Raw genomic sequence first — 23,809 nt, 5'->3', positions numbered from 1 at the left:
CCATGAACGATCACAGCAAACTGCAAACGGAGAACGCCGTGGCCACCAGCACCATGACCATGATCCAGGCCCTGCGCTCGGCCATGGATGTGATGCTCGAGCGCGACGACAACGTAGTGGTGTTCGGCCAGGACGTCGGTTACTTCGGCGGCGTGTTTCGCTGCACCGAAGGCCTGCAGAGCAAGTACGGCACCTCGCGGGTGTTTGACGCACCGATCTCGGAAAGCGGCATTGTCGGCGTCGCCGTCGGCATGGGCGCCTACGGCCTGCGCCCGGTGGCGGAAATCCAGTTCGCCGACTACTTCTACCCCGCCTCCGACCAGATTGTCTCGGAAGCGGCGCGGATACGCTACCGCTCCGCCGGTGAGTTCACCGTGCCAATGACCCTGCGTATGCCCTGCGGCGGCGGCATCTACGGCGGCCAGACCCACAGCCAGAGCCCGGAGGCGATGTTCACCCAGGTCTGCGGCCTGCGCACGGTGATGCCGTCCAATCCCTACGACGCCAAGGGCCTGCTGATCGCCGCCATCGAAAACGATGACCCGGTGATCTTCCTTGAGCCCAAGCGCCTGTACAACGGCCCGTTCGACGGCCACCACGAGCGTCCGGTAACGCCCTGGTCCAAGCACCCGGCCAGCGCCGTGCCCGAGGGCTATTACACCGTGCCGCTGGACTGCGCCGCCATTGTCCGCCCGGGCAGCGAGGTGACCATCCTCACCTACGGCACCACCGTCTATGTGGCCCAGGCCGCCGCCGAGGAAACCGGGGTCGACGCCGAAGTCATCGACCTGCGCAGCCTCTGGCCGCTGGATTTGGAAACCATCGTCAATTCCGTGAAGAAAACCCGTCGTTGTGTCGTCGTCCACGAAGCCACTCGCACCTGCGGCTTCGGTGCCGAGCTGATCGCCCTGGTCCAGGAACATTGCTTCCATTACCTGGAAGCGCCGATCGAGCGCGTCACCGGCTGGGACACGCCCTACCCCCACGCACAGGAATGGGCTTATTTCCCCGGTCCGGTGCGCGTCGGTGCGGCCTTGAAACGGGTCATGGAGGTCTGAATGGGTACTCATATCATCAAGATGCCGGACATTGGCGAAGGCATCGCAGAAGTCGAACTGTCGCAGTGGCACGTGCAGGTCGGCGACCTGGTGGTCGAAGACCAGGTGCTGGCGGACGTCATGACCGACAAGGCCATGGTCGATATTCCCTCGCCGGTCCACGGCAAGGTAATTTCCCTGGGCGGTGTGCCCGGTGAAGTCATGGCGGTCGGCAGTGTGCTGATCAGCATTGAAGTGGAAGGCGCCGGCAACCTGCGCGAAGGCACTGAAACACCGGCACCGAAAGCAGCGCCCGTGGCCGTCGCGGAAAAGCCGCTTGCCGAACCTGAAGCAGCGAGCAAGCCCGTCGCCAAACCGGCCCCGACCAGCGCCGCCACCCCACGCCCGGCCCCCGTGGCCCGTGCCGCCGACGAGCGTCCGTTGGCCTCTCCCGCCGTGCGCAAACGCGCCTGGGATGCCGGTATCGAACTGCGTTTTGTCCACGGCAGCGGCCCGGCCGGGCGCATCCTGCACGACGACCTCGACGCTTACCTGGCCCAGGGCGAGCAGCCGGCCCCGGCCGTCGCCAGCTATGCCAAGCGCACCGACGAACAGCAGATCCCGGTGATCGGCCTGCGCCGCAAGATCGCCCAGCGCATGCAGGACGCCAAGCGCCGCGCCGCGCACTTCAGCTATGTCGAGGAAGTGGATGTCACTGCCCTGGAAGAGCTGCGCGTCCACCTCAACCACAAGTACGGCGACAGCCGCGGCAAGCTGACCCTGCTGCCGTTCCTGGTGCGGGCGATGGTCGTGGCCCTGCGGGATTTTCCGCAGATCAACGTGCGTTACGACGACGAGGCCCAGGTCATCACCCGCCATGGCGCGGTGCATGTCGGCGTTGCCGCGCAGACCGACGGCGGCCTGATGGTGCCGGTGGTGCGCCACGCCGAGAGCCTCAACCTGTGGGGCACCGCGGACGAGATCAACCGCCTGGCCCAGGCCGCCCGTAGTGGCAAGGCCAGTCGCGAGGAGATGTCCGGCTCGACCATCACCCTGACCAGCCTCGGGGCGTTGGGCGGAATTGTCAGCACGCCGGTGCTGAACCTGCCGGAAGTGGCCATTGTCGGGGTCAATCGCATTGTCGAGCGGCCCATGGTCATCAAGGGCCAGATCGTCATCCGCAAGATGATGAACCTGTCCAGCTCCTTCGATCACCGTGTGGTCGACGGCATGGACGCGGCCCAATTCATCCAGGCCATTCGCGGCTTGCTCGAACAACCCGCCTGCCTGTTTGTGGAGTGATCATGCAACAGACCCAAAACACCACCCTGTTGATCATCGGCGGCGGCCCCGGCGGTTACGTCGCGGCAATTCGTGCCGGCCAGCTGGGCATTCCCACCGTGCTGGTGGAAGGCCAGGCGCTGGGCGGCACCTGCCTGAATGTCGGCTGCATTCCGTCCAAGGCGCTGATCCATGTCGCCGAGCAGTTCCATACCACCCAAAGCTACAGTGGCAACACCTCGCCACTGGGGATCAAGGTGTCGGCACCCACCCTGGAGATCGGCAAGAGCGTCGAGTGGAAGGACGCGATTGTCGACCGATTGACCAGCGGCGTCGCGGCGCTGCTGAAGAAGAATGGCGTCAAGGTGATCCATGGCTGGGCCAAGGTGATCGACGGCAAGCATGTCGAGGTCGATGGCCTGCGTATCCAGTGCGAGCACCTGCTGCTGGCCAGCGGCTCGCAGACGGTGAACCTGCCAATGCTGCCGATGGGCGGGGCGATTATTTCGTCCACCGAAGCGCTGGCGCCGACTTCGATTCCCAAGCGCCTGACCGTGGTCGGCGCCGGTTATATCGGCCTGGAACTGGGGATTGCCTACCGCAAGCTGGGGGCCGAAGTCACGGTGGTCGAGGCCCGTGAGCGGATCCTGCCGACCTATGACCGTGAACTGACCCAGCCGGTGGCCGAGTCGATCAAGGCCCTGGGTATTACCGTACATCTGGGGCATAGCGTCGAAGGTTTCGATGCGGCGTCGAGCAGCCTGTCGGTGCGCGATCCCCAGGGTGAAACCCTGCAACTGGTGACCGACCAGGTGCTGGTGGCCGTGGGACGCAAGCCGCGGACCCAGGGCTGGAACCTTGAAGCCCTGGCGCTGGAGATGAACGGCGCGGCGATCAAGATCGACAACCGCTGCCAGACCAGCATGCGCAATGTCTGGGCGATTGGCGACCTGACTGGCGAACCGATGCTGGCGCACCGGGCCATGGCCCAGGGCGAGATGGTTGCCGAGCTGATTGCCGGTCAGCATCGCGAGTTCAATCCGACGGCAATTGCCGCGGTGTGCTTTACCGATCCGGAGTTGGTGGTGGTTGGTAAAACGCCGGAAGAGGCCAAGGCCGCCGGGCTGGATTGCCTGGTGTCGAGCTTCCCGTTTGCCGCTAATGGACGGGCCATGACCCTGGAATCGAAAAGCGGTTTCGTGCGGGTGGTGGCGCGGCGTGACAATCATCTGATTGTCGGCTGGCAGGCGGTGGGGGCTGGGGTTTCGGAACTGGCGGCGGCGTTCGGGCAGTCCCTGGAAATGGGCGCCTGCCTGGAGGATATCGCCGGGACCATCCATGCCCACCCGACCTTGGGTGAAGCGGTGCAGGAAGCGGCGCTACGGGCGTTGGGGCATGCGTTGCATCTCTAAACTCCGCTGATCCAGCCCTATTCGAGGAAATGTATAGAGCTGGCCCTGACAACACTGTGGGAGCGGAGCTTGCCCGCGAATCGTGAGAACGCTGCGGAGTATCAGAGACACCGCGTTATCGTTCTTCGCGGGCAAGCTCCGCTCCCACAAAAGCGGGGCCAGCGTCCTCCCACATAAAACGTCAGTCCCGATAATCCGGGGCCACCCGATCCAACAACCGCAACATTGCCGCCCACGCCAGCTGCATGGCATCCGGGTCAGTCAACTGTCCCTCCGCCACCGGCCGCCCCGGGTCGTTGAACTGCCGCTCGGTATGGGCGCACACCGCGTCCGACGGCAACACCAACTCCCCACATGCCTGGGCTGCAATCTGAATCTCGCAGGCCTTTTCCAGGTAATACATGCGGAAAAACGCCTGGGCCACGCTCTCGCCGACCGTCAGCAAACCATGGTTGCGCAGCAGCATCACCGACTTGTCACCCAGGTCGTCGACCAGCCGCGCCTGCTCGTCCATATCCAGCGCCACGCCTTCATAGTCGTGATAAGCCGTGCGCCCGAAGAACTCCATGGAAATCTGGTTCACCGGCAACAGCCCGCACTTGAGCGCCGCCACCGCGCAACCCGCGCGGGTATGGGTGTGCAGTACGCATTGCGCATCCGTGCGTGCGGCATGAATCGCACTGTGAATCACAAACCCGGCCGGATTCACCGGATACGGCGAGTCCTCCACCGCCCGCCCGTCCAGGCCGATCTTCACCAGGCTCGACGCAGTGATCTCCTCGAACATCAGCCCATAAGGGTTGATCAGGAAATGATGGTCAGGCCCCGGCAAGCGCAGGGAGATATGGGTGAAGATCAGGTCGGTCATGCGAAAGTGCGCAATCAACCGATAACAGGCCGCCAGTTGCTCGCGCAATTGACGCTCGATAACCGCCGGCGCGGCAGCCGTGTGCAAAAAATCGTTCAAGCGGATGACTCCCTCAGGCAGGATGGATCGAATCAGGCCGCCGGCACGCCCAAAGGCGCCCGACGGCCCTCAATGCCGATCAATTAAGGCCGAACACCGTCTTGGTGGGAGCAGAGCTTGCTCGCGAAGAGGCCCTTGAGGCCGCTAAAAGCTTCGCGCGGTGCGGCAATCCGACAAGCAGCACTCCCACGGTCACTGTCCTTAACCGATAGACATTGCCCGGCTGCCGCTACTTTACTTGCTTGCCCAGGCATTGAAACGTTCTTCAAGCTCCTCGCCATGGTCGATCCAGAACGCCACGTTCATCGACAATGCGCCCTTGAGGTTCTGCGGTGCCGTTGGCACCCACTTCGCCAGGCTCGGATCCAGCCGCGCGGCGGCCTGGGTATTGGTCGGACCGTAGGGAATCTGCCGCACGTAGTTGACCTGCGCATCGGCCTGGTTGGCAAAGGCAATGAAGCGCTTGGCCTGGTCGATGTGTTTCGAGCCCTTGATGATCGCCCAGTAATCCATGCCATACAGGCTCTGCGGCCAGACCAGGGCCAGATGACTGCCCTGCTGGGCGGCGGCGGCCACGCGACCGCTGTAGGTCGAAGTCATGACCACGTCGCCGGCCATCAGCCACTGCGCCGGTTGGGCGCCCGCCTCCCACCACTGGATATAAGGCTTGAGCTGGTCGAGCTTGGCAAAGGCCCGGTCGATCCCTTTGGGCGTGCTCAATACCGTATACACGTCCTCGGCCTTGACCCCATCGGCCATCAGCGCGAACTCCAGGTTATACACCGCGCGCTTGCGCAACCCGCGCTTGCCGGGAAAGCTCTTCACGTCCCAGAAATCAGCCCAGGAGGTCGGTGCCCGCGCCAGCTTGTCGCTGTCGTAGGCGATGGCGACACTCCACACCAGCGCCGCCGAGCCGCATTCCTGGGCGGCGTCGGGGATCAACTGGTCGGCATGGCCGATCTGCTTCCAGTCGAGGCGCTCATACATGCCTTCGTCACACCCGCGCATCAAATCCGGTCCTTCGATCTGCACCACATCCCAGTCCACGCTGCCGGTGTCGACCATGACCTTGATCTTGGCCATTTCACCGTTGTATTCGCTCTGGATCAGTTTGCTACCGTCCTTGGCGCTGAAAGGCTGGAAGAACGCCGTGTCCTGGGCTTTCTGCCCGGCGCCGCCATAGCCGACCACCACCATGTCCTGGGCCGCCTGGACGCTGCCCATGGCCAGCGTCAGAAGCAAGGGATAAAAACCGTACTTGCGGGTGTTCGATTTCATCGATGAGTCCTCGTGCGGTATCGCCCGGGACCCAAGCCCGCGGCGATCCATTTTCTTGTTGTGTGAGGTACGCCCGGCCATCAGGCGTGATTTGAAGCTAACCCAAGGCAAAGTAAAAAAACAAGTTGATTTTTTACTACAGGTAAATTTTTATGGAACAATAATAACAACCGCCCGTCCTTGAACCCGGGCCGCCTGGAGCCTTGCCATGTCGACGTCGCCACACGCCTTTCGTCATCTGTTCGAACCCCTGCAGATCCGTGGCAAGCGCCTGAAGAACCGCATCATGTCCAGCGGGCACGACACCTCCATGCCCACCGACAACCGGGTCAACGAGCAATTGATCGCCTATCACCGGGCGCGGGCCGAGGGCGGTGTCGGCCTGATCGTGTTGCAGGTGGCGGGAGTGCACGACAGTGCGCGCTACACCGCCCATGTGCTGATGGCCACCGACGATGCCTGTATCGACGGCTATCGGCGGCTGGCCGAGACCTGTCATGCCCACGGCACCCTGGTGCTGTCGCAAATCTTCCATCCGGGCCGGGAAATCATGGAATCCAGCGACGGCCTGCTGGCGGTCGCCTACTCGGCGTCCTGCGTGCCCAACGAACGTTTCCGGGTCATGCCGCGGGCGCTGGACCAGGCGATGATCGACGAGATTGTCGGCGGCTACGCGGCGGCGGCGCGGCGCTTGCACCAGGCCGGGATCGACGGTGTGGAAGTGGTCGCCAGCCACGGTTACCTGCCAGCGCAGTTCATCAACCCACGGCTCAACCGGCGCACCGATGGCTACAACGGCGAGTTGGCGCAGCGCCTGCGTTTCCTCCGCGAAGTGATCGCCGCCGTGCGCGCGGCCACTGACGAGCAGTTCATCATCGGCCTACGGATTTCCGCCGACGAGCGCGATGCCGAAGGCCTGACCGAGGACGAATCCCTGGCCGCCGTGGTGCAACTGCAGGGCGAGCTGGACTATGTGCATATCGTCGCCGGCACCTCGGCGTCCCTTGGCGGCGCGGTGCACATTGTCCCGCCGATGGCCATCGAAGCCGCCTATCTGGCGCAGGAAGCCGGCACGTTCAAGGCCAGGCTGTCGATTCCACTGTTTGTCACCGGTCGGATCAACCAGCCGCAGGAGGCCGAATTGATCCTCTCCCGTGGCCAGGCCGACGTCTGCGGCATGACCCGGGCGCTGATCTGCGACCCGCTGATGCCGAACAAGACCAACAGCGGCCACAGCGAAGATATTCGCGCCTGCATCGCCTGCAACCAGGCCTGTATCGGGCACTTCCACAAAGGTCTGCCGATCAGTTGCATCCAGCATCCGGAAACTGGGCGTGAATTGCAGTACGGGCAGTTGATCGCCACGGCACAGCGCAAGCGCGTGATGATTGCCGGCGGTGGTCCGGCGGGGATGAAGGCGGCGGCCGTGGCGGCGCGGCGCGGGCATGAGGTGACCTTGTACGAAGCCAGTTCGCAGTTGGGCGGCCAGGTGCTGCTGGCGCAGTTGCTGCCCCGCCGTAGTGAGTTCGGCGGCGCCAGCACCAATCTGCAACGGGAAATGGAACTGGCGGGTGTACGGGTGGTGCGCAATACCCGGGTCGACCGGGCCCTGGTCGAACGCGAGAAGCCGGACCTGGTGATTGTCGCCACCGGTGCCGAACCTTACTGGCCGGCCTTCGAGCGCGGTGGTGAGTTGCAGGTGGTGGATGCCTGGCAGGTGCTGCGTGACGAGGTGAAGATCGGCCGTTCGGTGGTGGTGGTCGACTGGCGTTGCGACTGGATCGGGCCAGGGATTGCCGAGCGTCTAGTCCGGGCCGGGCATCAGGTCCGACTGGCCGTCAACGGCACCCATTGCGGCGAAAGCCTGCCGCTGTATGTACGCGATCAACTGGCCGGCGAGCTGCACCGCCTGGGCCTTCCCATCACGCCGTATGCCCGGCTCTATGGGTGTGACGACAGCACCGTGTACCTGCAACATACCGCCAGTGGCGAGCCGATGCTGTTCGAAGAGGTCGACACCCTGGTGCTGTGCCAGGGGCATCAACCGGTCGACACCCTGGGCGACGAGTTGCAGGGGCTGGTGGAGTTCCGCCGGATCGGCGACTGCCTGGCGCCGCGCACGGTGGAGGAAGCGATCTACGAGGGATTGAAGGTCGCCTGGGAGATCTGAGCGCCGTGACGAGCGGGCAGATTACTTAAGATCGAACACGCTCCCTGTGGGAGCAGAGCTTGCTCGCGAAGGGGCCCTTGAGGCCGCCAAAAGCTTCGCGGGCAAGCTCCGCTCCCACAGTTACGGTGTTCGGCCTTCAATGATCGGTATCAGGTCTTGCCCGCTCGCCACATCCGCAGCACTCGCCCAGTGCCTTATACTGCAGCCCTTTCAAGGATTGGAGCAGGCCATGAGCAACGCCCCAACGCCCGCCGGTGACAGCGCCGCCGCGGGCCCGCAGTTTCTCGGTACGCGCATTCGCGGCCTGCGCAAACGGCGTGGCATGACCCTGACCGAACTGGCGACCCAGGCCGAACTCACCGCCGGCTATATCAGCCAGCTGGAGCGCAACCTCGCCTACCCGTCGATCCCGGCCCTGTTCAATATCGCCCGCAGCCTGGGCGTGACCATCCAGTGGTTCTTCGCCAGCGAGGCCATCACCGCGCCCGCAGACAACGGCTATGTGGTGCGCAAGAACAGCCGCCTGAGCGTGCACTACGAAGACGGCATCGTCGACCAACTGCTGACCCCACAACCCAACCGCCAACTGGAAATCCTCCACTCACGCTTCCCGCCGGGCACCTACAGCCAGCAAAGCTACAGCCACGAGGGCGAGGAAGCCGGCTACCTGCTGTCCGGGATCTTCGAGCTGTGGGTCGGCGATCGCCACTTCCAACTGGCCGAGGGCGACAGCTTCAGCTTCTCCAGCCAGGAACCGCACCGCTACGGCAACCCCGGCGAAGTCGATGCCGTGGTCATCTGGGTCATCACTCCGCCAACGTTCTAGGCACTGTCCCCACACCGCCTGCGCCGAACGTTTTCGTCTAGACCCAACCCCGACAAGGTCCCGCCATGAGTACCGAACAAGCCGCCCCGGCGCTGAAGGAAATCTTCAACAGCGAACGCCTGCTGCATATCGCCAACGAAATGCGCGCGGTGTACCCCGATTTCGACAGCGCCGGTTTTATCAGCCGTACCCACCAGGGCCTCGGCGAACTGTCGATCATGCAGCGCCTGGCCCGGGTCAGCGAAAGCCTGCACGCGGTGCTGCCGCTGAGCTACAAGCAGTCCCTCCAGCTACTGCGCCAACTCGCCCCGCGCCTGAACAGCGGTTTTGTCAGCATGTGCCTGCCGCACTATGTGGCGAGCTACGGGGCCAAGGACTTCGAACGGTCGATGGACGCGCTGAAGTACTTCACCGCCTTCGGCTCTTCGGAGTTCGCCATACGGCATTTCCTGCTCAACGATTTCGAACGCACCCTCGCGGTGATGAAAACCTGGTCCCTGGACCCCGACGAACATGTCCGCCGCCTCGCCAGCGAAGGCTCGCGACCGCGTCTGCCGTGGTCCTTCCGGCTGGCGCGGATCCAGGCCGACCCGAGCCTCGCCGCCGGCATACTCGACACCCTCAAGGCTGACGACAGTCTGTATGTACGCAAATCGGTGGCCAACCACCTCAACGACATCACCAAGGAGCATCCCGACTGGGTGCTGGAACTGATCGAAGGCTGGTCACTGGAGGATCCGCGCACCGCCTGGATCGCCCGTCATGCCCTGCGCAGCCTGATCAAACAGGGCAATCCGCGCGCCCTCACGCTGATGGGTGCCGGCGCCAAGGCCCAGGTCGAAGTGCTGGAGTTGATGGTCGAGCCCGCGGTGATCCGCCTCGGCGACAGCGTCACCCTGTCCTTCACCCTGGCCTCTAGCGCAGCCGCCAGCCAGAAGCTGGTGATCGACTACGCTATCGACTACGTGAAGGCCTCGGGCGCCACCTCGAGCAAGGTCTTCAAGCTCAAGACCCTGAACCTGGCCGCCGGCGCCAGTGAAACCCTGAGCCGCCGCCAACACATCCGCGAACTGACCACCCGCAGGCACTACAGCGGTCATCACGCCGTGCATTTGCTGGTCAATGGCGAGCGCCTGGGCAGCAGCGGTTTCGATCTTCTCGAATAAGCCGGCTTGCAGGTGACAGGGGCAATGCAACGCATCAGGTAAACCGCGTTATCGTTCATCGCCGGCAAGCTTGCAGGTGACAGGGGCAATGCAACGCATCAGGTAAACCGCGTTATCGTTCATCGCCGGCAAGCCAGCTCCCACAATGTCTGCGGTCGTGCGCACACTTCGGGGTTGACACAAAACCTGTGGGAGCCGGCTTGCCGGCGATGGCGATCTCAAGGTCGGCAGCTACCGATTGAGCTTCACGCAACCGAATGGTGTTGCAGTAGAATCGCGACCTCATTTTTTCCAGAGCCCCGCCATGACCGCTCTCCAGACTCCGCCCGCCGCCGAGCCCCAGGCCAGCGAACTGATCCTCGGCCTCGAGGACCGCCCCAGCCTGCCGCTCGGCCTCCTCGCGGCGCTGCAGCACCTGCTGGCGATCATCGTCCCCATCGTCACCCCCGGCCTGCTGATCTGCCAGGCCCTGGGCGTCTCGGCCCGGGACACCAACCTGATCGTCTCGATGTCCCTGGTGATCTCCGGCATCGCCACCTTCGTCCAGTGCCGTCGCTTCGGTCCCTTCGGCGCCGGGCTGTTGATCGTCCAGGGCACCAGCTTCAACTTCGTCGGCCCGCTGATTGCCGGCGGCGCGTTGATGGTCAAGCAGGGCACGCCGGTGGAAGCAGTGATGGCGGCGATCTTCGGCGTGGTCATCGCCGGCTCCTTCGTCGAAATGGGCATCTCGCGGATCCTGCCCTTCGTCAAACGCATGATCACCCCGCTGGTGACCGGCATCGTCGTGCTGATGATCGGCCTGACCCTGATCAAGGTCGGCCTGATCAGCATGGGTGGCGGCTTCAGCGCCATGGCCAACGGCACCTTCGCCAATGGCGAGAACCTGCTGCTGTCCGGCGCGGTGCTGGCGATCATCGTGCTCCTCAACCGTATCCCGCTGGTGTGGATACGCAGCTGCGCCATCGTCATCGCCCTGGCGGTCGGCTATGTCCTCGCCGGTTACCTGGGCCGCCTGAACTTCACCGGCATGCACGAGGCCGCGTTGTTCCAGGTCCCCACGCCGCTGCACTTCGGTCTTGGGTTCTCCTGGGCGTTGTTCATTCCGATGCTGGTGATCTACCTGGTGACCTCCCTGGAAGCCATCGGTGACGTCACCGCCACCAGCAAGGTCTCGCGTCAACCGGTGGAAGGTCCGTTGTGGATGCAGAGGATCAAGGGCGGCGTGCTGGTCAACGGCGCCAACTCGTTGCTGGCCGGGCTGTTCAACACTTTTCCCAGCTCGATCTTCGCCCAGAACAACGGGGTGATTCAGCTGACCGGCATCGCCAGCCGGCATATCGGCAAGTGGATCGCCCTGATGCTGGTGCTGCTCGGTCTGTTCCCCTCGGTGGCCGGCGCGATCCAGGCGGTGCCCGAGCCGGTGCTCGGCGGCGCGGCCATGGTGATGTTCGGCGCGGTGGCGGCCTCGGGGATCAATATCCTCGCCAGCATCCACCTCGACCGCCGTGCACTGCTGATCATCGCCGTGTCCCTGGCCCTCGGCCTTGGCATCTCCCAGGTACCGGAATTCCTCGCCCATATGCCGACGGCGCTGCGTAACGTCCTGGAGTCCGGAGTGGCCACCGGCGGCATCTGCGCGCTGCTGCTGAACGGGTTCCTGCCCGAAGTGCAAAAAGCCTGATGAGCGACACCGGCGACGGCCTTGAAAGGCGCTGTCTTGAGCCTTCCAGCAGGAAAAAAACCTGACCGAAATCAGGTGCTTATTAAACTAAAGTTCATGTCCTGCAGAGGGCTTTTGACTCGGAACTGTCACATACCGACCCTTTAATTGTTTCAAGAGTTTGCTGCTCTTATTTCAATTCTGTGACTAGGATCCGAACCCAATGAACAAGCTGTTGAGCCCCTTAGTGGGCGCCGCCCTGGCGAGTGTCACGATCTACGCCCATGCGGACTTCATCGATGACAGTCACGCCGACGTGACCCTCCTTAACCGCTACCTGAACCAGGATGGTCAAGGCGTCAGTGGCAGCACGGCCAAGGCCAAGAGCTATCACGATTGGGGCCAGGGCTTCCAGTTCGACTTCAAGTCCGGCTACACCGAAGGCACCATCGGCCTGGGTCTGGACCTGCAGGCGTTCTACGGCCTGAAGCTCGATTCCGGCGGCGACCTGGACGACAAGACCCATCAGGGTCGCTACCCCGGCAGTATGTTCCCGCTGGACAACGGCAAGTCCGTCGACCAGTTCGGCGTGCTCAGCCCGACCGTCAAGGCGCGCTTCCTCAAGGATGAACTGCGCGTCGGTACCCTGTACCAGAACAACCCGATGCTGGCCAACACCGACGGTCGCCTGTACCGCCAGACCAACACCGGCGCGCAACTGGTGTCCAAGGACCTGGACAACTTCACCTTCACCGTCGGTGATATCACCCAGACCAAGATCCGCAACGAAACCGGCGACACCGGCATGATCACCGCCGGCGGCAGCAAGAAAAGCGATCGTTTCCTCTACGGCGGTGCCGACTACGCGGGTATCCCGGGCACCACCCTGAGCGCCTGGTACTCGAACCTGTCGGATTACTACCAACAGGCTTTCCTCGGAGCCAAGCGGCATGACGCCCTGCCCGTCGGCGCCATCGACAGCGACTTGCGCGCCTACCGCAGCCTGGGCACCGGTGGCAACGCCGATGGCGACAGTCAGTACGCGGCCGCCGGCTACTATGGCAATGGCCTGACCAAGGGCCGGATCAACCAGTCGACCATCAGTCTGATGGAAAGCTACAGCCTGGCCGGCCACACCGTCGGCCTCGGCGTGCAGAAAAACAGCGGCAACAGCGACTTCCCATACCTGGACTCCGGCCTGAACAGCGGCGCTGAACTCCAGGGCCCGGGTTCGGGCGCCGACACCCCGGCACTGACCAACATGCAATTGAACAAATTCCAGCACGCCGGCGAGCGCAGCTGGCTGGCCCAGTACAAATATGACTTCGCCCAATTGGGTGTGGACGGCCTGGTGTTTGCCACCACCTACGTCCATGGCGACCAGATTCGCACGCCAGCCAACCCCGACGCCAATGAATGGGAACGCGATATCTCGCTGGCCTACAACGTCCCCACCGGCGAGCTGAAAGGCCTCGGCGTGCGCTGGCAGAATGCCCATGCGAGTCCGGATATCACCGGCCAGACGATCCAGGACGAAAACCGCTTCTACGTCAGTTATGTGATCCCGCTTTGGTAAGAAACCATGGGGCCGGGAAAACCCTGATGTCGTTCAATCAGGGTCGAACACGGTCCTTGTAGGAGCAGAGCTTGCTCGCGAAGAGACCCTTGAGGCCGCTAAAAGCTTCGCGGGCAAGCTCCGCTCCCACATTAGGTGATGTGGTGTTTTCAATAATCCAGGCTGCTGATCAACCCACTCGTTCACTCAATCCCCAGAACAACCACTGCCCCAGGTTTTGTACTTGTACTCCTTGATCTCGCCGCTCGGGGTCTTGTAGGTCATCTTCGCGTCGACGATGCCGCAGGCATAAGGATCGGAGTCCACGCGGATCACTTCGGCAATGTCTTTTCTGTCCAAGGCAAAGGCTTGGGCACTGAAAAGGAAGACCGCAACGGTCAAACACTTCGTATAGATATTCATGGCAACTGACTCGATATGAGAAATAGGGAATAACCCGCCGCGCTGGGCAGACTGCACCTGCGCAGGCTCTCAATCGACCATTATCTATGGATTAAGGAAATGGCAGCATTCATTAACTAATATTTTATAAATACCCTGACACTTAGCCAATTGAATTCTATCTAGTGCTGGCCATCGCTTTCGCCCACTGGAAAGATGACGAAATATTCATGAAACATGACACGCCCTAACGGACAGCCCTGATCTCACCGAGCAACGGTGGGCCGTATTACACTCAGTTTCAGCAAGCTCCCAATTTATTCTTGATTCTATCCAATGCTTTATTCGGATAGCACTTTGGGCTAGCGGGGTTGGCGGAGGGAGCTCATCGCCTGGTGCAAAATCAAAATTTTCAGTAGTGTATGAAAAATTAATAACGGTCGAAACGCTGATGGAGTTCCTCTTCTTAAAACCAACAGTACTACCCGCCTCCCCCCCACCCTCAGAGTTGGACACCGGCCTTGATCACGCCCTGTTTGAGTGTGTGCCTTAGACGCAAACCCTCAGGTCGCCTACTGTCAGAAATGACAGTTCGGATAGCCGTTCGTCTGAAGACTGGATGGTCGACGCCGGCCTGCCGTGGTTGTTCGGCAATACCCAATGCCAACACGGGTGATCACCGGCAACAGCGAGGCCCGGCAGATCACCGACGAGTACCGCCAGCAACTGCAGTTGATAAAACCCTTGGAGGCCCACCCTGGGAACACCGCCCATGCAAAGAAATGATACTTTTCCAGCACATGGAGACGCAGCGGCACTACACTTTGCGAAAAGAGCCCCAAGCCGCCCCGTCAACCGTAACCAGGAAGTACGCCATGATGCGATGGAGCCGATACAGAAGTGCGGCGCTGGTCACCCTGTTTGTCATTCTCGTCAGCCTCCTGGCATTCCTGCTGCTCAAGGCCTTTTCCCGGGAAACCTCCACCTACTTCGAGTCCCGCGACCTGATCCGCCAGCTCAAGCAACTGGACTCCCGGCTGGACGCCAAGCTGCTCAAGACCCGGATCAGCGACGAATACAATTACAACCTGCTCAGCATCCCCATCGCTGACTCCAGCCGGCGCTGGGACCAACTGGTCGCGCAGAACAGTTCCCTGGACAACTCCGGCATCTGGCAGGCGCGCAAGAAGGCCTACCTGGACGCCACGGCGGAAAAGAACAAGCTGATCGAACAGTTCCAGGCCCACAACACCGCCTTGCGCGATGACCTGGAAACCCTGTCGTCGATCGAAGACGGCATCCAGACCGACCTGGAACCCTTCAGCGTCGAGCACCCGGTGGAAACCCTGAGCGTGCTCTACAGCGCCTCGAAACTGACCTTGAGCGCGCTGGAATATGCGCAACACGTGTCCAACGGCAAAGCCGACAAGATCGAACGGCAGATCCAGCACCTGACGGCGCAAAAAGGCAGCCTGCCAGCGGCGTTGGGCCCGGCCATCGACAAGTTGATCGACCAGGCCAATGTGGTGGTGCGCGAACAACCGCTGGTCAATGACCTGCTCGACCGCATTGGCTTCATCCCGGTCGCCCCGAGCCTGGACGGCATCAACGAACTGTTGAATGAAATCCAGCGGCGCGCGGAGCTGCAGGACCGCCAGTACCTGATTTATCTCAGTGTCTGCGCCGCCCTCATGGCCATGCTGATGTTCTACCTGATCATTCGCCAACTGCGCAGCTATGCGCTGATCAACCAGATGAACAGCGCCTTGCAGTTGTCCAACGAACGCCTCGAACAGCGGGTCGAAGAGCGTACCCGCGAGCTCAAGGAAGCGCAGAGCGAGTTGATGGACACCGCCCGCACGGCCGGCATGGCGGAAATTGCGACCAACGTCTTGCATAACGTCGGCAACGTGCTCAACAGCGTGAACATTTCCGCTGATCTGGTAACCCGCAAGATCCGCTCCAGCAAGGCCCAGGGTCTGACCAAGGCGGTGCAGTTGATCAACGAACACACCGACGACTTCGGGAACTTTGTCAGCCACGACGAAAAAGGCAAGCTGCTGCCCGCCTACCTCAACCAACTGGCGGCGGCCATCGCCACCGAACAGACGGAAATCGTCCAGGAACTGGCACAGCTGAGCAAAAGCGTCGACCACATCAAGGAAATCGTCGCCACCCAGCAATCCTATGCTGGCGCGGCCAAGTTGCTGGAGCCGGTGAACATCACCGACCTGTTCGAAGATGCCCTGCGCATGAACTCGGGGGCCCTGCACCGGCACAAGGTCACGGTGCTCAAGGACTACCAGCCGGTGCCGATCATCCTCGGCGACAAGCACCGCCTGCTGCTGATCCTGATCAACCTGATCAGCAACGCCAAGTACGCGGTGTCCGACCTGACCAACCGCGAACGGGACATCACTCTGGGCGTGCGGGTGGTCGACGGCAAGACCTTGCGCATCAGCGTCAAGGATGAAGGCGAAGGCATTGCGGTGGAAAACATCGGACGGATCTTCACCCACGGCTTCACCACCCGCAAGGACGGCCACGGCTTCGGCCTGCACAGCTGTGCCCTGGCGGCGATCGAGATGGACGGCCGCCTCTATGTACACAGCGACGGGCCGGGCAAGGGCGCGCTGTTCACCCTGGAGATCCCTTTGAAGACCCTTCATATGCAAGAGGAGCAGACTTCGGCGAACGTCTCCCCGGCCTAGGCGTATTCGAATATTCATCATTGAGAGAGAGCCTTCTGCCAGCGCTCGCTTTACACTTGCCTCAGCCCTTTTTCACCCAAAGATCCGTCTCTGATGACTGAAAACTTCGAAGTCCCAAGCCCTCACGAAAAACACGTCGAACACACCACCGAACACGCCCATGCTCGCGGTGACGGCTTTGCCAGCCGGATCGCGGTAATGACCGCGATCATGGCCACCATTGGCGCCATGCTCAGCTATCAGGCCGGCTCCACCGAAAGCGAAGCGGCGATGGACAAGAACAACGCCGCGATCCTCAAGACCGAGGCCGCCAACCAGTGGAACTACTACCAGGCCAAGTCCAGCCGGCAGAACCTTTCCGAGATGGCCAGCCATATTCCGGGCCTGGATGCCGCGCATTACACGGCCGAGGTCGAGCGCTACAAGAAGGAAAAGGAAGTCGTACGGCAGAAAGCCGAGGACCTGGAAGCCAAGAGTCGCGAATGGGATGACAAATCCGAGCAGGTCCTGCACCAGCATCATCGCTGGGCTCAGGCAATGACGGCGATCCAGATTGCCATTTCGCTGGCGGCAATCACCCTGCTGACCCGTAAAGAATGGCTCAAGCGCCTGGCCTACACCGCCGCGGGTGTCAGCGTGGTGCTCGGCGGGCTGGCCGCGTTGCATATTTGAAACGGTAACGCCCGGCGTCGGTCAGCCCGGTACCGACCGGGCTGACTGATGGAGCCGTGTGACCGCAGCTTACGCCTTGGTGCTGATGGTTTCGCCGATCGGCTGACCGCTACCGTTGGAAACGGCTTTCGGCGCGGCTGTGGCCGTGGCGTTGTGATGCAGGTGCTTTTGCACCAGCTTTTGCGCTACGCGGTCGCCATGGCTGGCTTCCTGGGCGGTTTGTGCTGCGGTTTCGTTCGCCTCTTTCAAGGCATCGGTGGCCACGTTGGCGGTGGTCGTGGCGGTGGTCGTGGAAGTTTTCTCCGCAGGGGTCGGGGTCGCCTGGGACTGACCGGCAATACGCACAGAAACAGGGTTTGCAGCCGGAATTGCGCCGATGGACATCGGACTCTCCTTAAATTGGGATCAGCAGACGTGCCCGGTCATGACGTCGACCGGCACACGATTCACTACGACTTACTGTCTCGACCCTTCAAACTGGCCCACCTCCAAAACAACGGGAGGCGAGGGAGAGGTTAATCCCCGGCATGTCCGCGACCTGTTATGGCCAGGTGAAAACTTCGGATTTCGCGGATCTGCGAGGGTTTCGCAGTCGGCTACACACTGGCCTGAACACCGCAAAATTTGTGGGAGCCGGCTTGCCGGCGATGGCGTCCGAATGGGCAGCGCAAGGCTAAAGGGCCTCATCGCTGGCAAGCCAGCTCCTACAAGGGGGGCGCATGGCGATATTGTTGGAGCGAACCGAAAATAGTGGGAGCCGGCTTGCCGGCGATGGCGTCCGAATGGACGGCGCAAGGCTCCAGGGCCTCATCGCTGGCAAGCCAGCTCCTACAAGGTTTGTGTCAGATCTCGCCTTCCACGTCTTCCAGGCTGAAGGTTTCGGTGGTGTCGTTGTAGGAGAAGATCTCGGCGTAACGGCCCCAACTGATCACGCTTTCCAGGGTCTGCTCGACGAAGTCTTCGCTGAGGGAGTCTTCCAGCTCCTGCTCGAAACGCACCCGCGGCGCCCAGTGCCCATTACGCTCCTGCAACACCTGGCGAATCCGCGCCGCCAGGGGCACGGTGCGCAACAGGTGCTCGGCAAACATCACCTTGCGCTCCTGGGTACCGTCCTCGGCGAAACGCTTGCCCGAGTCGGTGAGCTTGATATCGGCCCCGCGCAGTTCGGCAAAACCCAGGTGCTCGAGCATCTCGGCCACCGGAAACAGGTCATCGACCTCCAGCAGCAAACGCTCGGCCACGTTCGGCAAACCGGCATGGCCATGATACGGCTCGGCCGCCAGGGCTTCGATCAGACCGGCCATCAGGTTGGTCGGCACTTCCGGCAGGCGGCTGCCCAGTTGCAACTCGGCCTTGCCAGTGCGCTCATCGGCACTGCGACGGTTGGTCATCAGCGCGTAGATATCGTCGACCATCTTGCGGAAGATCGGGTCCAGGCGGTTGCGCGGGTGGGCGAACGGCACCTTGATCTGCGCCACCACACGCCCGGGGTTGGACGACAGCACCAGGATGCGGTCGCACATTAGCACCGCTTCCTCGATGTTGTGGGTCACGATCAGGATCGACTTGATCGGCAGTTGCCCGCCGCTCCACAGCTCCAGCAAGTCGGTGCGCAGGTTTTCCGCGGTGAGTACGTCGAGGGCTGAAAACGGCTCGTCCATCAGCAGCAGGGTCGGGTTGACCACCAGGCCGCGGGCAAAACCCACGCGCTGGCGCATGCCGCCGGAGAGTTCGCGCGGGTAGGCGTTTTCAAAACCGTCGAGGCCGATCAGGTCAATCGCCGCCAACGCCCGCTTACGCGCTTCCTTGGGCTCGACCTGCAAGGCCTGCAGGCCGGCCTCGACGTTTTCCAGCACGGTCAGCCAGGGAAACAGGGCGAAGGTCTGGAACACCATCGCCACGCCCTTGGCCGGCCCGTCCAGGCTTTCGCCGTTGTAGAGCACTTCGCCGGAGGTCGGCTGGATCAGGCCGGCAATGATCCGCAGCAAGGTCGACTTGCCGGAGCCCGAGCGCCCCAGCAGCCCGACCACTTCGCCTTCGTGCAGGTGCAGGTCGACTTCGCTGAGGACCTGACGCTCATCCTTGCCATTGCCAAAGCCCTTGCTCACGTTGGTGAGCGAGTAGATTTCACGGGCGCTGCTGGTGTATTCGATATGACTATTCATAAGAGCGGCTCGGAATTAATTCAGACGAAGTTTGTTTTCGGCGATGGCGTACATCGGCCGCCAGAGCAAACGGTTGAAGGCCACCACGAAAACCGACATGACCACTACGCCCAGGGTGATTTTCGGAAAGTCGCCGGCCGCCGTGGTCTGGGCGATATAAGCCCCCAGGCCATGGGCCGCCACCTTGTCCTGGCCCCAGGAAACAAACTCGGAAACGATACTGGCGTTCCATGCACCACCGGAGGCGGTGATCGCACCGGTCACGTAGTACGGGAAAATCCCCGGCAACATGACCTTGCGCCACCACTGCCAGCCACGGATATGGAAGTTGGCGGCGGCTTCGCGGAAGTCGTTGGGGAAGGCACTGGCCCCGGCAATCACGTTGAACAGGATGTACCACTGGGTACCGAGCACGATCAGCGGGCTCAGCCAGATATCCGGGTTCAGGTTGTAGTGCAGGATCACGATGACGAACACCGGGAACAGCAGGTTCGCCGGAAACGCCGCGAGGAACTGTGCCAACGGCTGAATCTTCTCGGCCAGGTGCGGACGCAGGCCGATCATCACCCCCAACGGCACCCAGATCACCGAAGCCACGGCGATCAGCAAGGTCACCCGGACCAGCGTGATCGCGCCCAGGCCGATCACCTCGCCGACATCGGCGAGGGTCACTTCGCTGCTGACATAGATAAAGATGTGATACAGCGCATAGGCCGCGAGCAAACCGATAAACAAGCCCCAGACCCAGTCGATCACCCGCGAAGTCGATGGGCTCGGGGCACTCACCCGAGACTTGACCCGGGGCAGGCTCAGACGCAGATGACCGATACGCGTAACCGCGCGCGACAGCGGCCGGATCAGGCGCTGGATCACCCGGGTCCGCTGGATCAGGTTCAGCACCCAGGATTCCGGCGCCCCGCCCTGGGCCGCGGTGTCTTCCATGCGGAACTTGTCCGCCCAGGCCACCAGCGGGCGGAACAGGAATTGATCGTAGACCAGGATCACCACCACCATCGCCAGGATCACATAACCCACGGCGGTGAGGTCCCGCTGTTCGATGGCAGTGGCCAGATAGGAACCGATACCCGGCAGGGTGATGGTCTTGTCGCCGACGGTAATTGCCTCCGACGCCACCACGAAGAACCAGCCGCCGGACATGCTCATCATCATGTTCCAGATCAGCCCGGGCATGGCGAACGGCACGTCGAGCTTCCAGAACTTCTGCCAGCCGGACAATTGCAGGCTCTCGGAGACTTCCGTCAGGTCCCGCGGCAGCATGCGCAGCGACTGGTAGAAGCTGAACGTCATGTTCCAGGCCTGGCTGGTGAAGATCGCGAAGATCGCCGCGCACTCGGCGCCCAGCACCCGGCCGGGAAACAGCAGGAGAAAGAAGGTCACAGTGAACGAGATATAGCCCAGCACCGGCACCGACTGGAGGATATCCAGTACCGGCACCAGCAGCTTCTCGGCACGCTTGCTCTTGGCCGCCAGGGTCCCGTAGAGAAAGGTGAAGATCAACGCCGCGACCATCGCCGCGAGCATCCGCAGGGTGGTGCGTATCGCATATTCCGGCAGGTTGGCCGGATCGAGGGAGATCACCTGGGTCTGCAGGGTCGAAATCGGTGCCCAGGTTTCCCGTGCGCCGATCGAGAAAAACAGCAGGAAGCCCACCACCAGCGGCAGCGCGATCAAGTCCCAACGATTGGGCAGCAAGCGCCGGGTACTTGCCGGGATGTAATGGCGTAATACTTTATTCATCGTCAATGATTCCAGCAGCGTTCTGAAATACAGGCCCACGAACTTCAGGGTACAAACGCACGAAGCGGCACGGCGCCGGCAGTCTAAGCACAGCACATTCTGAAGAAGTGGTTGGAAAATCGTCGGGGCAAGGCCACGTACTGAACGCTACAGACTGGATACCGGGGCGACGGCCGCGCACCAGCGGTATCCCTTTGTAAATCCCGCTACGTGGCCCACCGAGAATGGGCAGGGTCCAAGTTCGAATCTCCTGGGGGTGGCGGTTGGAACGTGAGGAAGTGGTTCAGCGCGAGATTATACATTTCAAATTGTTACAGTAATGTAAATTCCCTATAAATTGAGCAGATAGCCTCAGGCATGCGCCCAACGCCGATGCAGGCCTCGCGCCAGGGCATCGAGCATAAAACCCAGCACGCCGATCAACAGCACCATGGCCATCAGTTCCGAATAGGCCAGGCGGCGGGCAGTCTGCTGCGGATCGAGGCCAGCGAGGAAACCCTTGTCGCCCTCGATCAGGGTGCTCTTCAGGCGCTTGGCCAGTTCCTCGGTGTAGCTGGGGAACGGATACGGCTGGAAGTCGATACGCAGGACGCACAGTTCCTCCACCAGCTCGGCACGTGGCTGAGGCAAGTCGATACGCCACTCGTCGAGGGTCCGCGCCGGGTTGTGACCCAGTAGCAGAATCCGCTCGGACGGCAGCAGGGCTTCATCGATGTCATGGGTGATCAACACACCGCCGCCGTGTTGTGCTCGGCGATCACCTTAAGCAGTAGTTGTTGCATGTCGGCGCGGGTCACTTCGTCCAGCGCGCCGAAGGGCTCGTCGAGGAACAATACCCGCGGCTGCCGGGCCTCCAGCACAGGCCCGCTCATGCCGCCGTTTCCCGGGCCTGGCGTTGCAGCTCGGCGCGCAATTGCACCAGGCTCGGAGTCATGATCGGCACGAAGGCCGACTCACGCCAACGGCGGGCGAAACCACTGCCGTGTTCACTCAGGTAGGCCTTTCCGCCGCTGGCCTGTATCACCGTTTTTTACGGTGACAAGATGCAGACTAGCCACCGGTTCTGCCAGGAGCAACAGGGTAGAAGTCTCTAGGAAATTTCACTCAAGGGAAAGCGATCCGTCTTGCAAACCAACCACAAGACAACCCAACCCTCACCGCAACCCATAGGAATAAATCCCGCCGTCATTGCTGTTGTACCAATTGCCCTTGGCCCAGATCACCCGGTCCTGCGCGCCTTGAAAGCCGAGAATGCCCAGGTAACCGTCAACCGCCAGCCGTTGCCAGGAGCGCCCCCAGTCCTTGGAGTAGAACACTCCGTCAGCGGAGATGCGCGCGTCCGACCACCAGTAGAGCCAACGTGGCGGCCGGTGTTCGCTTGTGGTGTTGATCAGCAGGCTGTTCTGCCCCATCCAGAAATTCCCTTCGCGTAACTGGCTGTTCGACGCCAACGGCGAAAACACACTGGGTAACTCACCCGTGGGCTGCCACGCCAGCTTGACGGTATCCAGTTCGGCGACCACGTCTTCGCCGTGCTCGCCCTGGTCGATCAGGCCCATCACGCGCCCGGCGCCGTTCTCCACCAAGGCATCGATAAACAGACCTTCCTCGCGCTGCACCGCCCCGACCTGCCACTGCCCCGCCTTGCGCTGCAACGGTGCCCGGGTGGTGATGTTGATCGCCAGGCTGGCGCTTTCAGCGTCGGGATCGCGCCCCCAGAAGCGTTGCGAAACCCAGATAAACGCCCGTTGTGCATCCAGCTGGGTGACATAGGTCTGGATTTCTCCATAGGTACCGGAGTCACGCCATTGGACAATGTCAGGCCGCTTGCCCTGGGCATACTCGGTCGACACCAACAGCGACTCGGCGGCGACTATCGGGGTGCTGCTCACGCCGCGATCAGCGGAATAAAACACGCCGGTGGAGATGGCCCCCGGCTGGTCTTCACCGCTCTCGTTGTCGGTTCCGCTCGGGGTTCCCCAGGCCCAGACTTCATCCTGTCCATGAAAGTAGGGCTTCAGGTTCCAGGCCAGTTGGTTGGCCTTGGGAAACAGACCTTTGGCCAACCAGCTCCAGTGCTTGCCCTGGTCGTCGCTGCGAAAGACCACGGTCTGGCTGATGTCATCGCTGCTCGCGGTAGCGGCTTCAGGTCGGTTAAGCCCCGTCAGCAGGAAAACACTGGCCCCATCCGGGCTGGCCACCAGACAGGCGGCGTCGCCAACATGGGCCACCATTTGAAACTGGCCTTGAGCGTCCAAACGCGAAATAAAGGAGGTTTCCTTGTCCCGGGGGGAGAGAAAGCCGGAGAAGGCGCCCGCGTCTTCCGGCGCCTGATCCTTATCCTCGACCGGCTTGCCATGAAGCACGGCATCCAGGTCCACCACGTCGGCGGTGGGTTGCAGTTGTTTCGCGTCCCCCTCCAGACGCCCCACCAGCCAAGTGCCCCGCGGGGTCACCACCACGCCGGTGCAGTACTGGGTCATCGCGCGCTGCCGGGTGTCCTGCACGGCACCGATCTGCTGCTTGTCCGGGCTGCTCCCGCCCCACTCCAGCTTGGCGCTGGCAATCATCCACATGTACCAAAGCCCGGCGCCGACAAACAACACGACAAACAGCTTGGTGAACAACTTTGATCGAGGCATGAGGGGATCCGAATCCATGGAAAAGGCTGAGAAGCTTTTCGCATTTCTTTCGCCGGGAGTAAATTTTTATTGCTCGTGAACAGCAGACTCCCGTCGAAAAATTGTCA

The 23,809-nt window shown here is 62.0% G+C and carries 18 protein-coding genes and 4 pseudogenes; 11 read left to right on the top strand and 11 right to left on the bottom strand.

Features of this window, described 5'->3' with window-relative positions:
• The first annotated feature begins 2 nt into the window (after positions 1-2).
• Genes AC07VG_RS09770 through lpdA form a run of 3 tightly spaced genes read left to right on the top strand, consistent with a single transcriptional unit; the run spans position 3 to position 3,730 of the window.
• Positions 3-1,058, top strand: a complete 1,056-nt coding sequence (locus AC07VG_RS09770) for an alpha-ketoacid dehydrogenase subunit beta (RefSeq protein ID WP_495004360.1) — start codon at positions 3-5, stop codon at positions 1,056-1,058.
• Positions 1,059-2,339: a dihydrolipoamide acetyltransferase family protein gene (locus AC07VG_RS09765; RefSeq protein ID WP_495020938.1), complete on the top strand. Its 1,281-nt coding sequence runs from the start codon at positions 1,059-1,061 to the stop codon at positions 2,337-2,339.
• A 2-nt stretch (positions 2,340-2,341) separates the two neighbouring features.
• Positions 2,342-3,730 (top strand): dihydrolipoyl dehydrogenase, encoded by a 1,389-nt coding sequence (gene lpdA, locus AC07VG_RS09760; protein WP_495020937.1) that lies wholly within the window; start codon positions 2,342-2,344, stop codon positions 3,728-3,730.
• Between the two features lie 181 nt (positions 3,731-3,911).
• Here lpdA and AC07VG_RS09755 read toward each other — a convergent pair whose 3' ends face one another.
• Together AC07VG_RS09755 and AC07VG_RS09750 are read right to left on the bottom strand one after the other, a co-directional pair.
• Positions 3,912-4,697: a class II aldolase/adducin family protein gene (locus AC07VG_RS09755; RefSeq protein WP_495020936.1), complete on the bottom strand. Its 786-nt coding sequence runs from the start codon at positions 4,695-4,697 to the stop codon at positions 3,912-3,914.
• A gap of 234 nt (positions 4,698-4,931) precedes the next feature.
• Positions 4,932-5,975: an ABC transporter substrate-binding protein gene (locus tag AC07VG_RS09750; protein ID WP_495020935.1), complete on the bottom strand. Its 1,044-nt coding sequence runs from the start codon at positions 5,973-5,975 to the stop codon at positions 4,932-4,934.
• A 208-nt stretch (positions 5,976-6,183) separates the two neighbouring features.
• Here AC07VG_RS09750 and AC07VG_RS09745 point away from each other — a divergent pair, with 208 nt between their 5' ends.
• The 5 genes from AC07VG_RS09745 to AC07VG_RS09725 all read left to right on the top strand — a co-directional run bounded on the left by AC07VG_RS09745 (position 6,184) and on the right by AC07VG_RS09725 (position 13,373).
• Complete coding sequence (locus tag AC07VG_RS09745) at positions 6,184-8,145, top strand: oxidoreductase (protein ID WP_495020934.1); 1,962 nt, start codon at positions 6,184-6,186, stop codon at positions 8,143-8,145.
• 229 nt (positions 8,146-8,374) lie between these two features.
• Positions 8,375-8,971, top strand: a complete 597-nt coding sequence (locus AC07VG_RS09740) for a helix-turn-helix domain-containing protein (protein ID WP_495004354.1) — start codon at positions 8,375-8,377, stop codon at positions 8,969-8,971.
• 65 nt (positions 8,972-9,036) lie between these two features.
• On the top strand, positions 9,037-10,137 hold the full coding sequence (locus tag AC07VG_RS09735) for a DNA alkylation repair protein (protein ID WP_495020933.1): 1,101 nt from the start codon (positions 9,037-9,039) through the stop codon (positions 10,135-10,137).
• A gap of 304 nt (positions 10,138-10,441) precedes the next feature.
• Positions 10,442-11,818: a nucleobase:cation symporter-2 family protein gene (locus AC07VG_RS09730; RefSeq protein ID WP_495004352.1), complete on the top strand. Its 1,377-nt coding sequence runs from the start codon at positions 10,442-10,444 to the stop codon at positions 11,816-11,818.
• 202 nt (positions 11,819-12,020) lie between these two features.
• Entirely contained in the window at positions 12,021-13,373 is a 1,353-nt protein-coding gene (locus AC07VG_RS09725) for an OprD family outer membrane porin (protein WP_495004351.1), read from the top strand.
• Positions 13,374-13,559: 186 nt separating this feature from the next.
• On the opposite strand, the gene AC07VG_RS09720 is transcribed toward AC07VG_RS09725, so the two are convergent.
• Complete coding sequence (locus tag AC07VG_RS09720) at positions 13,560-13,775, bottom strand: DUF2790 domain-containing protein (RefSeq protein WP_495020932.1); 216 nt, start codon at positions 13,773-13,775, stop codon at positions 13,560-13,562.
• 639 nt (positions 13,776-14,414) lie between these two features.
• On the opposite strand from AC07VG_RS09720, the gene AC07VG_RS09715 reads away from it, so the two are divergent.
• From AC07VG_RS09715 to AC07VG_RS09705, 3 genes are all read left to right on the top strand, one after another.
• Positions 14,415-14,540 (top strand): hypothetical protein, encoded by a 126-nt coding sequence (locus AC07VG_RS09715; protein WP_495004349.1) that lies wholly within the window; start codon positions 14,415-14,417, stop codon positions 14,538-14,540.
• A gap of 89 nt (positions 14,541-14,629) precedes the next feature.
• Complete coding sequence (locus tag AC07VG_RS09710; RefSeq protein ID WP_495004348.1) at positions 14,630-16,465, top strand: DAHL domain-containing sensor histidine kinase; 1,836 nt, start codon at positions 14,630-14,632, stop codon at positions 16,463-16,465.
• A 93-nt stretch (positions 16,466-16,558) separates the two neighbouring features.
• A complete protein-coding gene (locus tag AC07VG_RS09705) occupies positions 16,559-17,137 on the top strand; it encodes a DUF4337 domain-containing protein (protein WP_495004347.1) in 579 nt (192 codons plus the stop codon).
• 69 nt (positions 17,138-17,206) lie between these two features.
• Here AC07VG_RS09705 and AC07VG_RS09700 read toward each other — a convergent pair whose 3' ends face one another.
• The 8 genes and pseudogenes from AC07VG_RS09700 to AC07VG_RS09665 all read right to left on the bottom strand — a co-directional run bounded on the left by AC07VG_RS09700 (position 17,207) and on the right by AC07VG_RS09665 (position 23,702).
• On the bottom strand, positions 17,207-17,521 hold the full coding sequence (locus tag AC07VG_RS09700; protein WP_495020931.1) for a hypothetical protein: 315 nt from the start codon (positions 17,519-17,521) through the stop codon (positions 17,207-17,209).
• 458 nt (positions 17,522-17,979) lie between these two features.
• Complete coding sequence (locus AC07VG_RS09695) at positions 17,980-19,302, bottom strand: ABC transporter ATP-binding protein (RefSeq protein ID WP_495003604.1); 1,323 nt, start codon at positions 19,300-19,302, stop codon at positions 17,980-17,982.
• Between the two features lie 15 nt (positions 19,303-19,317).
• A complete protein-coding gene (locus AC07VG_RS09690) occupies positions 19,318-21,060 on the bottom strand; it encodes an ABC transporter permease (protein ID WP_495003605.1) in 1,743 nt (580 codons plus the stop codon).
• A 351-nt stretch (positions 21,061-21,411) separates the two neighbouring features.
• Positions 21,412-21,528 (bottom strand): annotated as a pseudogene (locus AC07VG_RS09685) (ABC transporter permease); the annotation flags it as partial.
• A pseudogene (locus tag AC07VG_RS09680) lies at positions 21,514-21,645 on the bottom strand (ABC transporter substrate-binding protein); the annotation flags it as partial. The pseudogenes AC07VG_RS09680 and AC07VG_RS09685, both read right to left, overlap by 15 nt.
• Positions 21,637-21,914 (bottom strand): annotated as a pseudogene (locus AC07VG_RS09675) (ABC transporter ATP-binding protein); the annotation flags it as partial. The pseudogenes AC07VG_RS09675 and AC07VG_RS09680, both read right to left, overlap by 9 nt.
• A gap of 14 nt (positions 21,915-21,928) precedes the next feature.
• Positions 21,929-22,081, bottom strand: a pseudogene (locus AC07VG_RS09670) (acyl-CoA dehydrogenase family protein); the annotation flags it as partial.
• A 133-nt stretch (positions 22,082-22,214) separates the two neighbouring features.
• On the bottom strand, positions 22,215-23,702 hold the full coding sequence (locus AC07VG_RS09665) for a hypothetical protein (protein WP_495003606.1): 1,488 nt from the start codon (positions 23,700-23,702) through the stop codon (positions 22,215-22,217).
• Positions 23,703-23,809: the final 107 nt, after the last annotated feature.

The sequence above is a fragment of the Pseudomonas sp. GW821-FHT03C07 genome (assembly GCF_059420925.1).
The sequence above is the reverse complement of the archived record's forward strand: the minus strand, read 5'-3'. Positions and strand labels throughout refer to the sequence as shown.

Coding starts and splice junctions, on each gene's coding strand:
- AC07VG_RS09770 (WP_495004360.1), top strand. CDS start 3: ATGAACGATCACAGCAAACTGCAAACGGAGAACGCCGTGGCCACCAGC.
- AC07VG_RS09765 (WP_495020938.1), top strand. CDS start 1,059: ATGGGTACTCATATCATCAAGATGCCGGACATTGGCGAAGGCATCGCA.
- lpdA (WP_495020937.1), top strand. CDS start 2,342: ATGCAACAGACCCAAAACACCACCCTGTTGATCATCGGCGGCGGCCCC.
- AC07VG_RS09750 (WP_495020935.1), bottom strand. CDS start 5,975: ATGAAATCGAACACCCGCAAGTACGGTTTTTATCCCTTGCTTCTGACG.
- AC07VG_RS09745 (WP_495020934.1), top strand. CDS start 6,184: ATGTCGACGTCGCCACACGCCTTTCGTCATCTGTTCGAACCCCTGCAG.
- AC07VG_RS09740 (WP_495004354.1), top strand. CDS start 8,375: ATGAGCAACGCCCCAACGCCCGCCGGTGACAGCGCCGCCGCGGGCCCG.
- AC07VG_RS09735 (WP_495020933.1), top strand. CDS start 9,037: ATGAGTACCGAACAAGCCGCCCCGGCGCTGAAGGAAATCTTCAACAGC.
- AC07VG_RS09730 (WP_495004352.1), top strand. CDS start 10,442: ATGACCGCTCTCCAGACTCCGCCCGCCGCCGAGCCCCAGGCCAGCGAA.
- AC07VG_RS09725 (WP_495004351.1), top strand. CDS start 12,021: ATGAACAAGCTGTTGAGCCCCTTAGTGGGCGCCGCCCTGGCGAGTGTC.
- AC07VG_RS09720 (WP_495020932.1), bottom strand. CDS start 13,775: ATGAATATCTATACGAAGTGTTTGACCGTTGCGGTCTTCCTTTTCAGT.
- AC07VG_RS09715 (WP_495004349.1), top strand. CDS start 14,415: ATGCCAACACGGGTGATCACCGGCAACAGCGAGGCCCGGCAGATCACC.
- AC07VG_RS09710 (WP_495004348.1), top strand. CDS start 14,630: ATGATGCGATGGAGCCGATACAGAAGTGCGGCGCTGGTCACCCTGTTT.
- AC07VG_RS09705 (WP_495004347.1), top strand. CDS start 16,559: ATGACTGAAAACTTCGAAGTCCCAAGCCCTCACGAAAAACACGTCGAA.
- AC07VG_RS09700 (WP_495020931.1), bottom strand. CDS start 17,521: ATGTCCATCGGCGCAATTCCGGCTGCAAACCCTGTTTCTGTGCGTATT.
- AC07VG_RS09695 (WP_495003604.1), bottom strand. CDS start 19,302: ATGAATAGTCATATCGAATACACCAGCAGCGCCCGTGAAATCTACTCG.
- AC07VG_RS09690 (WP_495003605.1), bottom strand. CDS start 21,060: ATGAATAAAGTATTACGCCATTACATCCCGGCAAGTACCCGGCGCTTG.
- AC07VG_RS09665 (WP_495003606.1), bottom strand. CDS start 23,702: ATGCCTCGATCAAAGTTGTTCACCAAGCTGTTTGTCGTGTTGTTTGTC.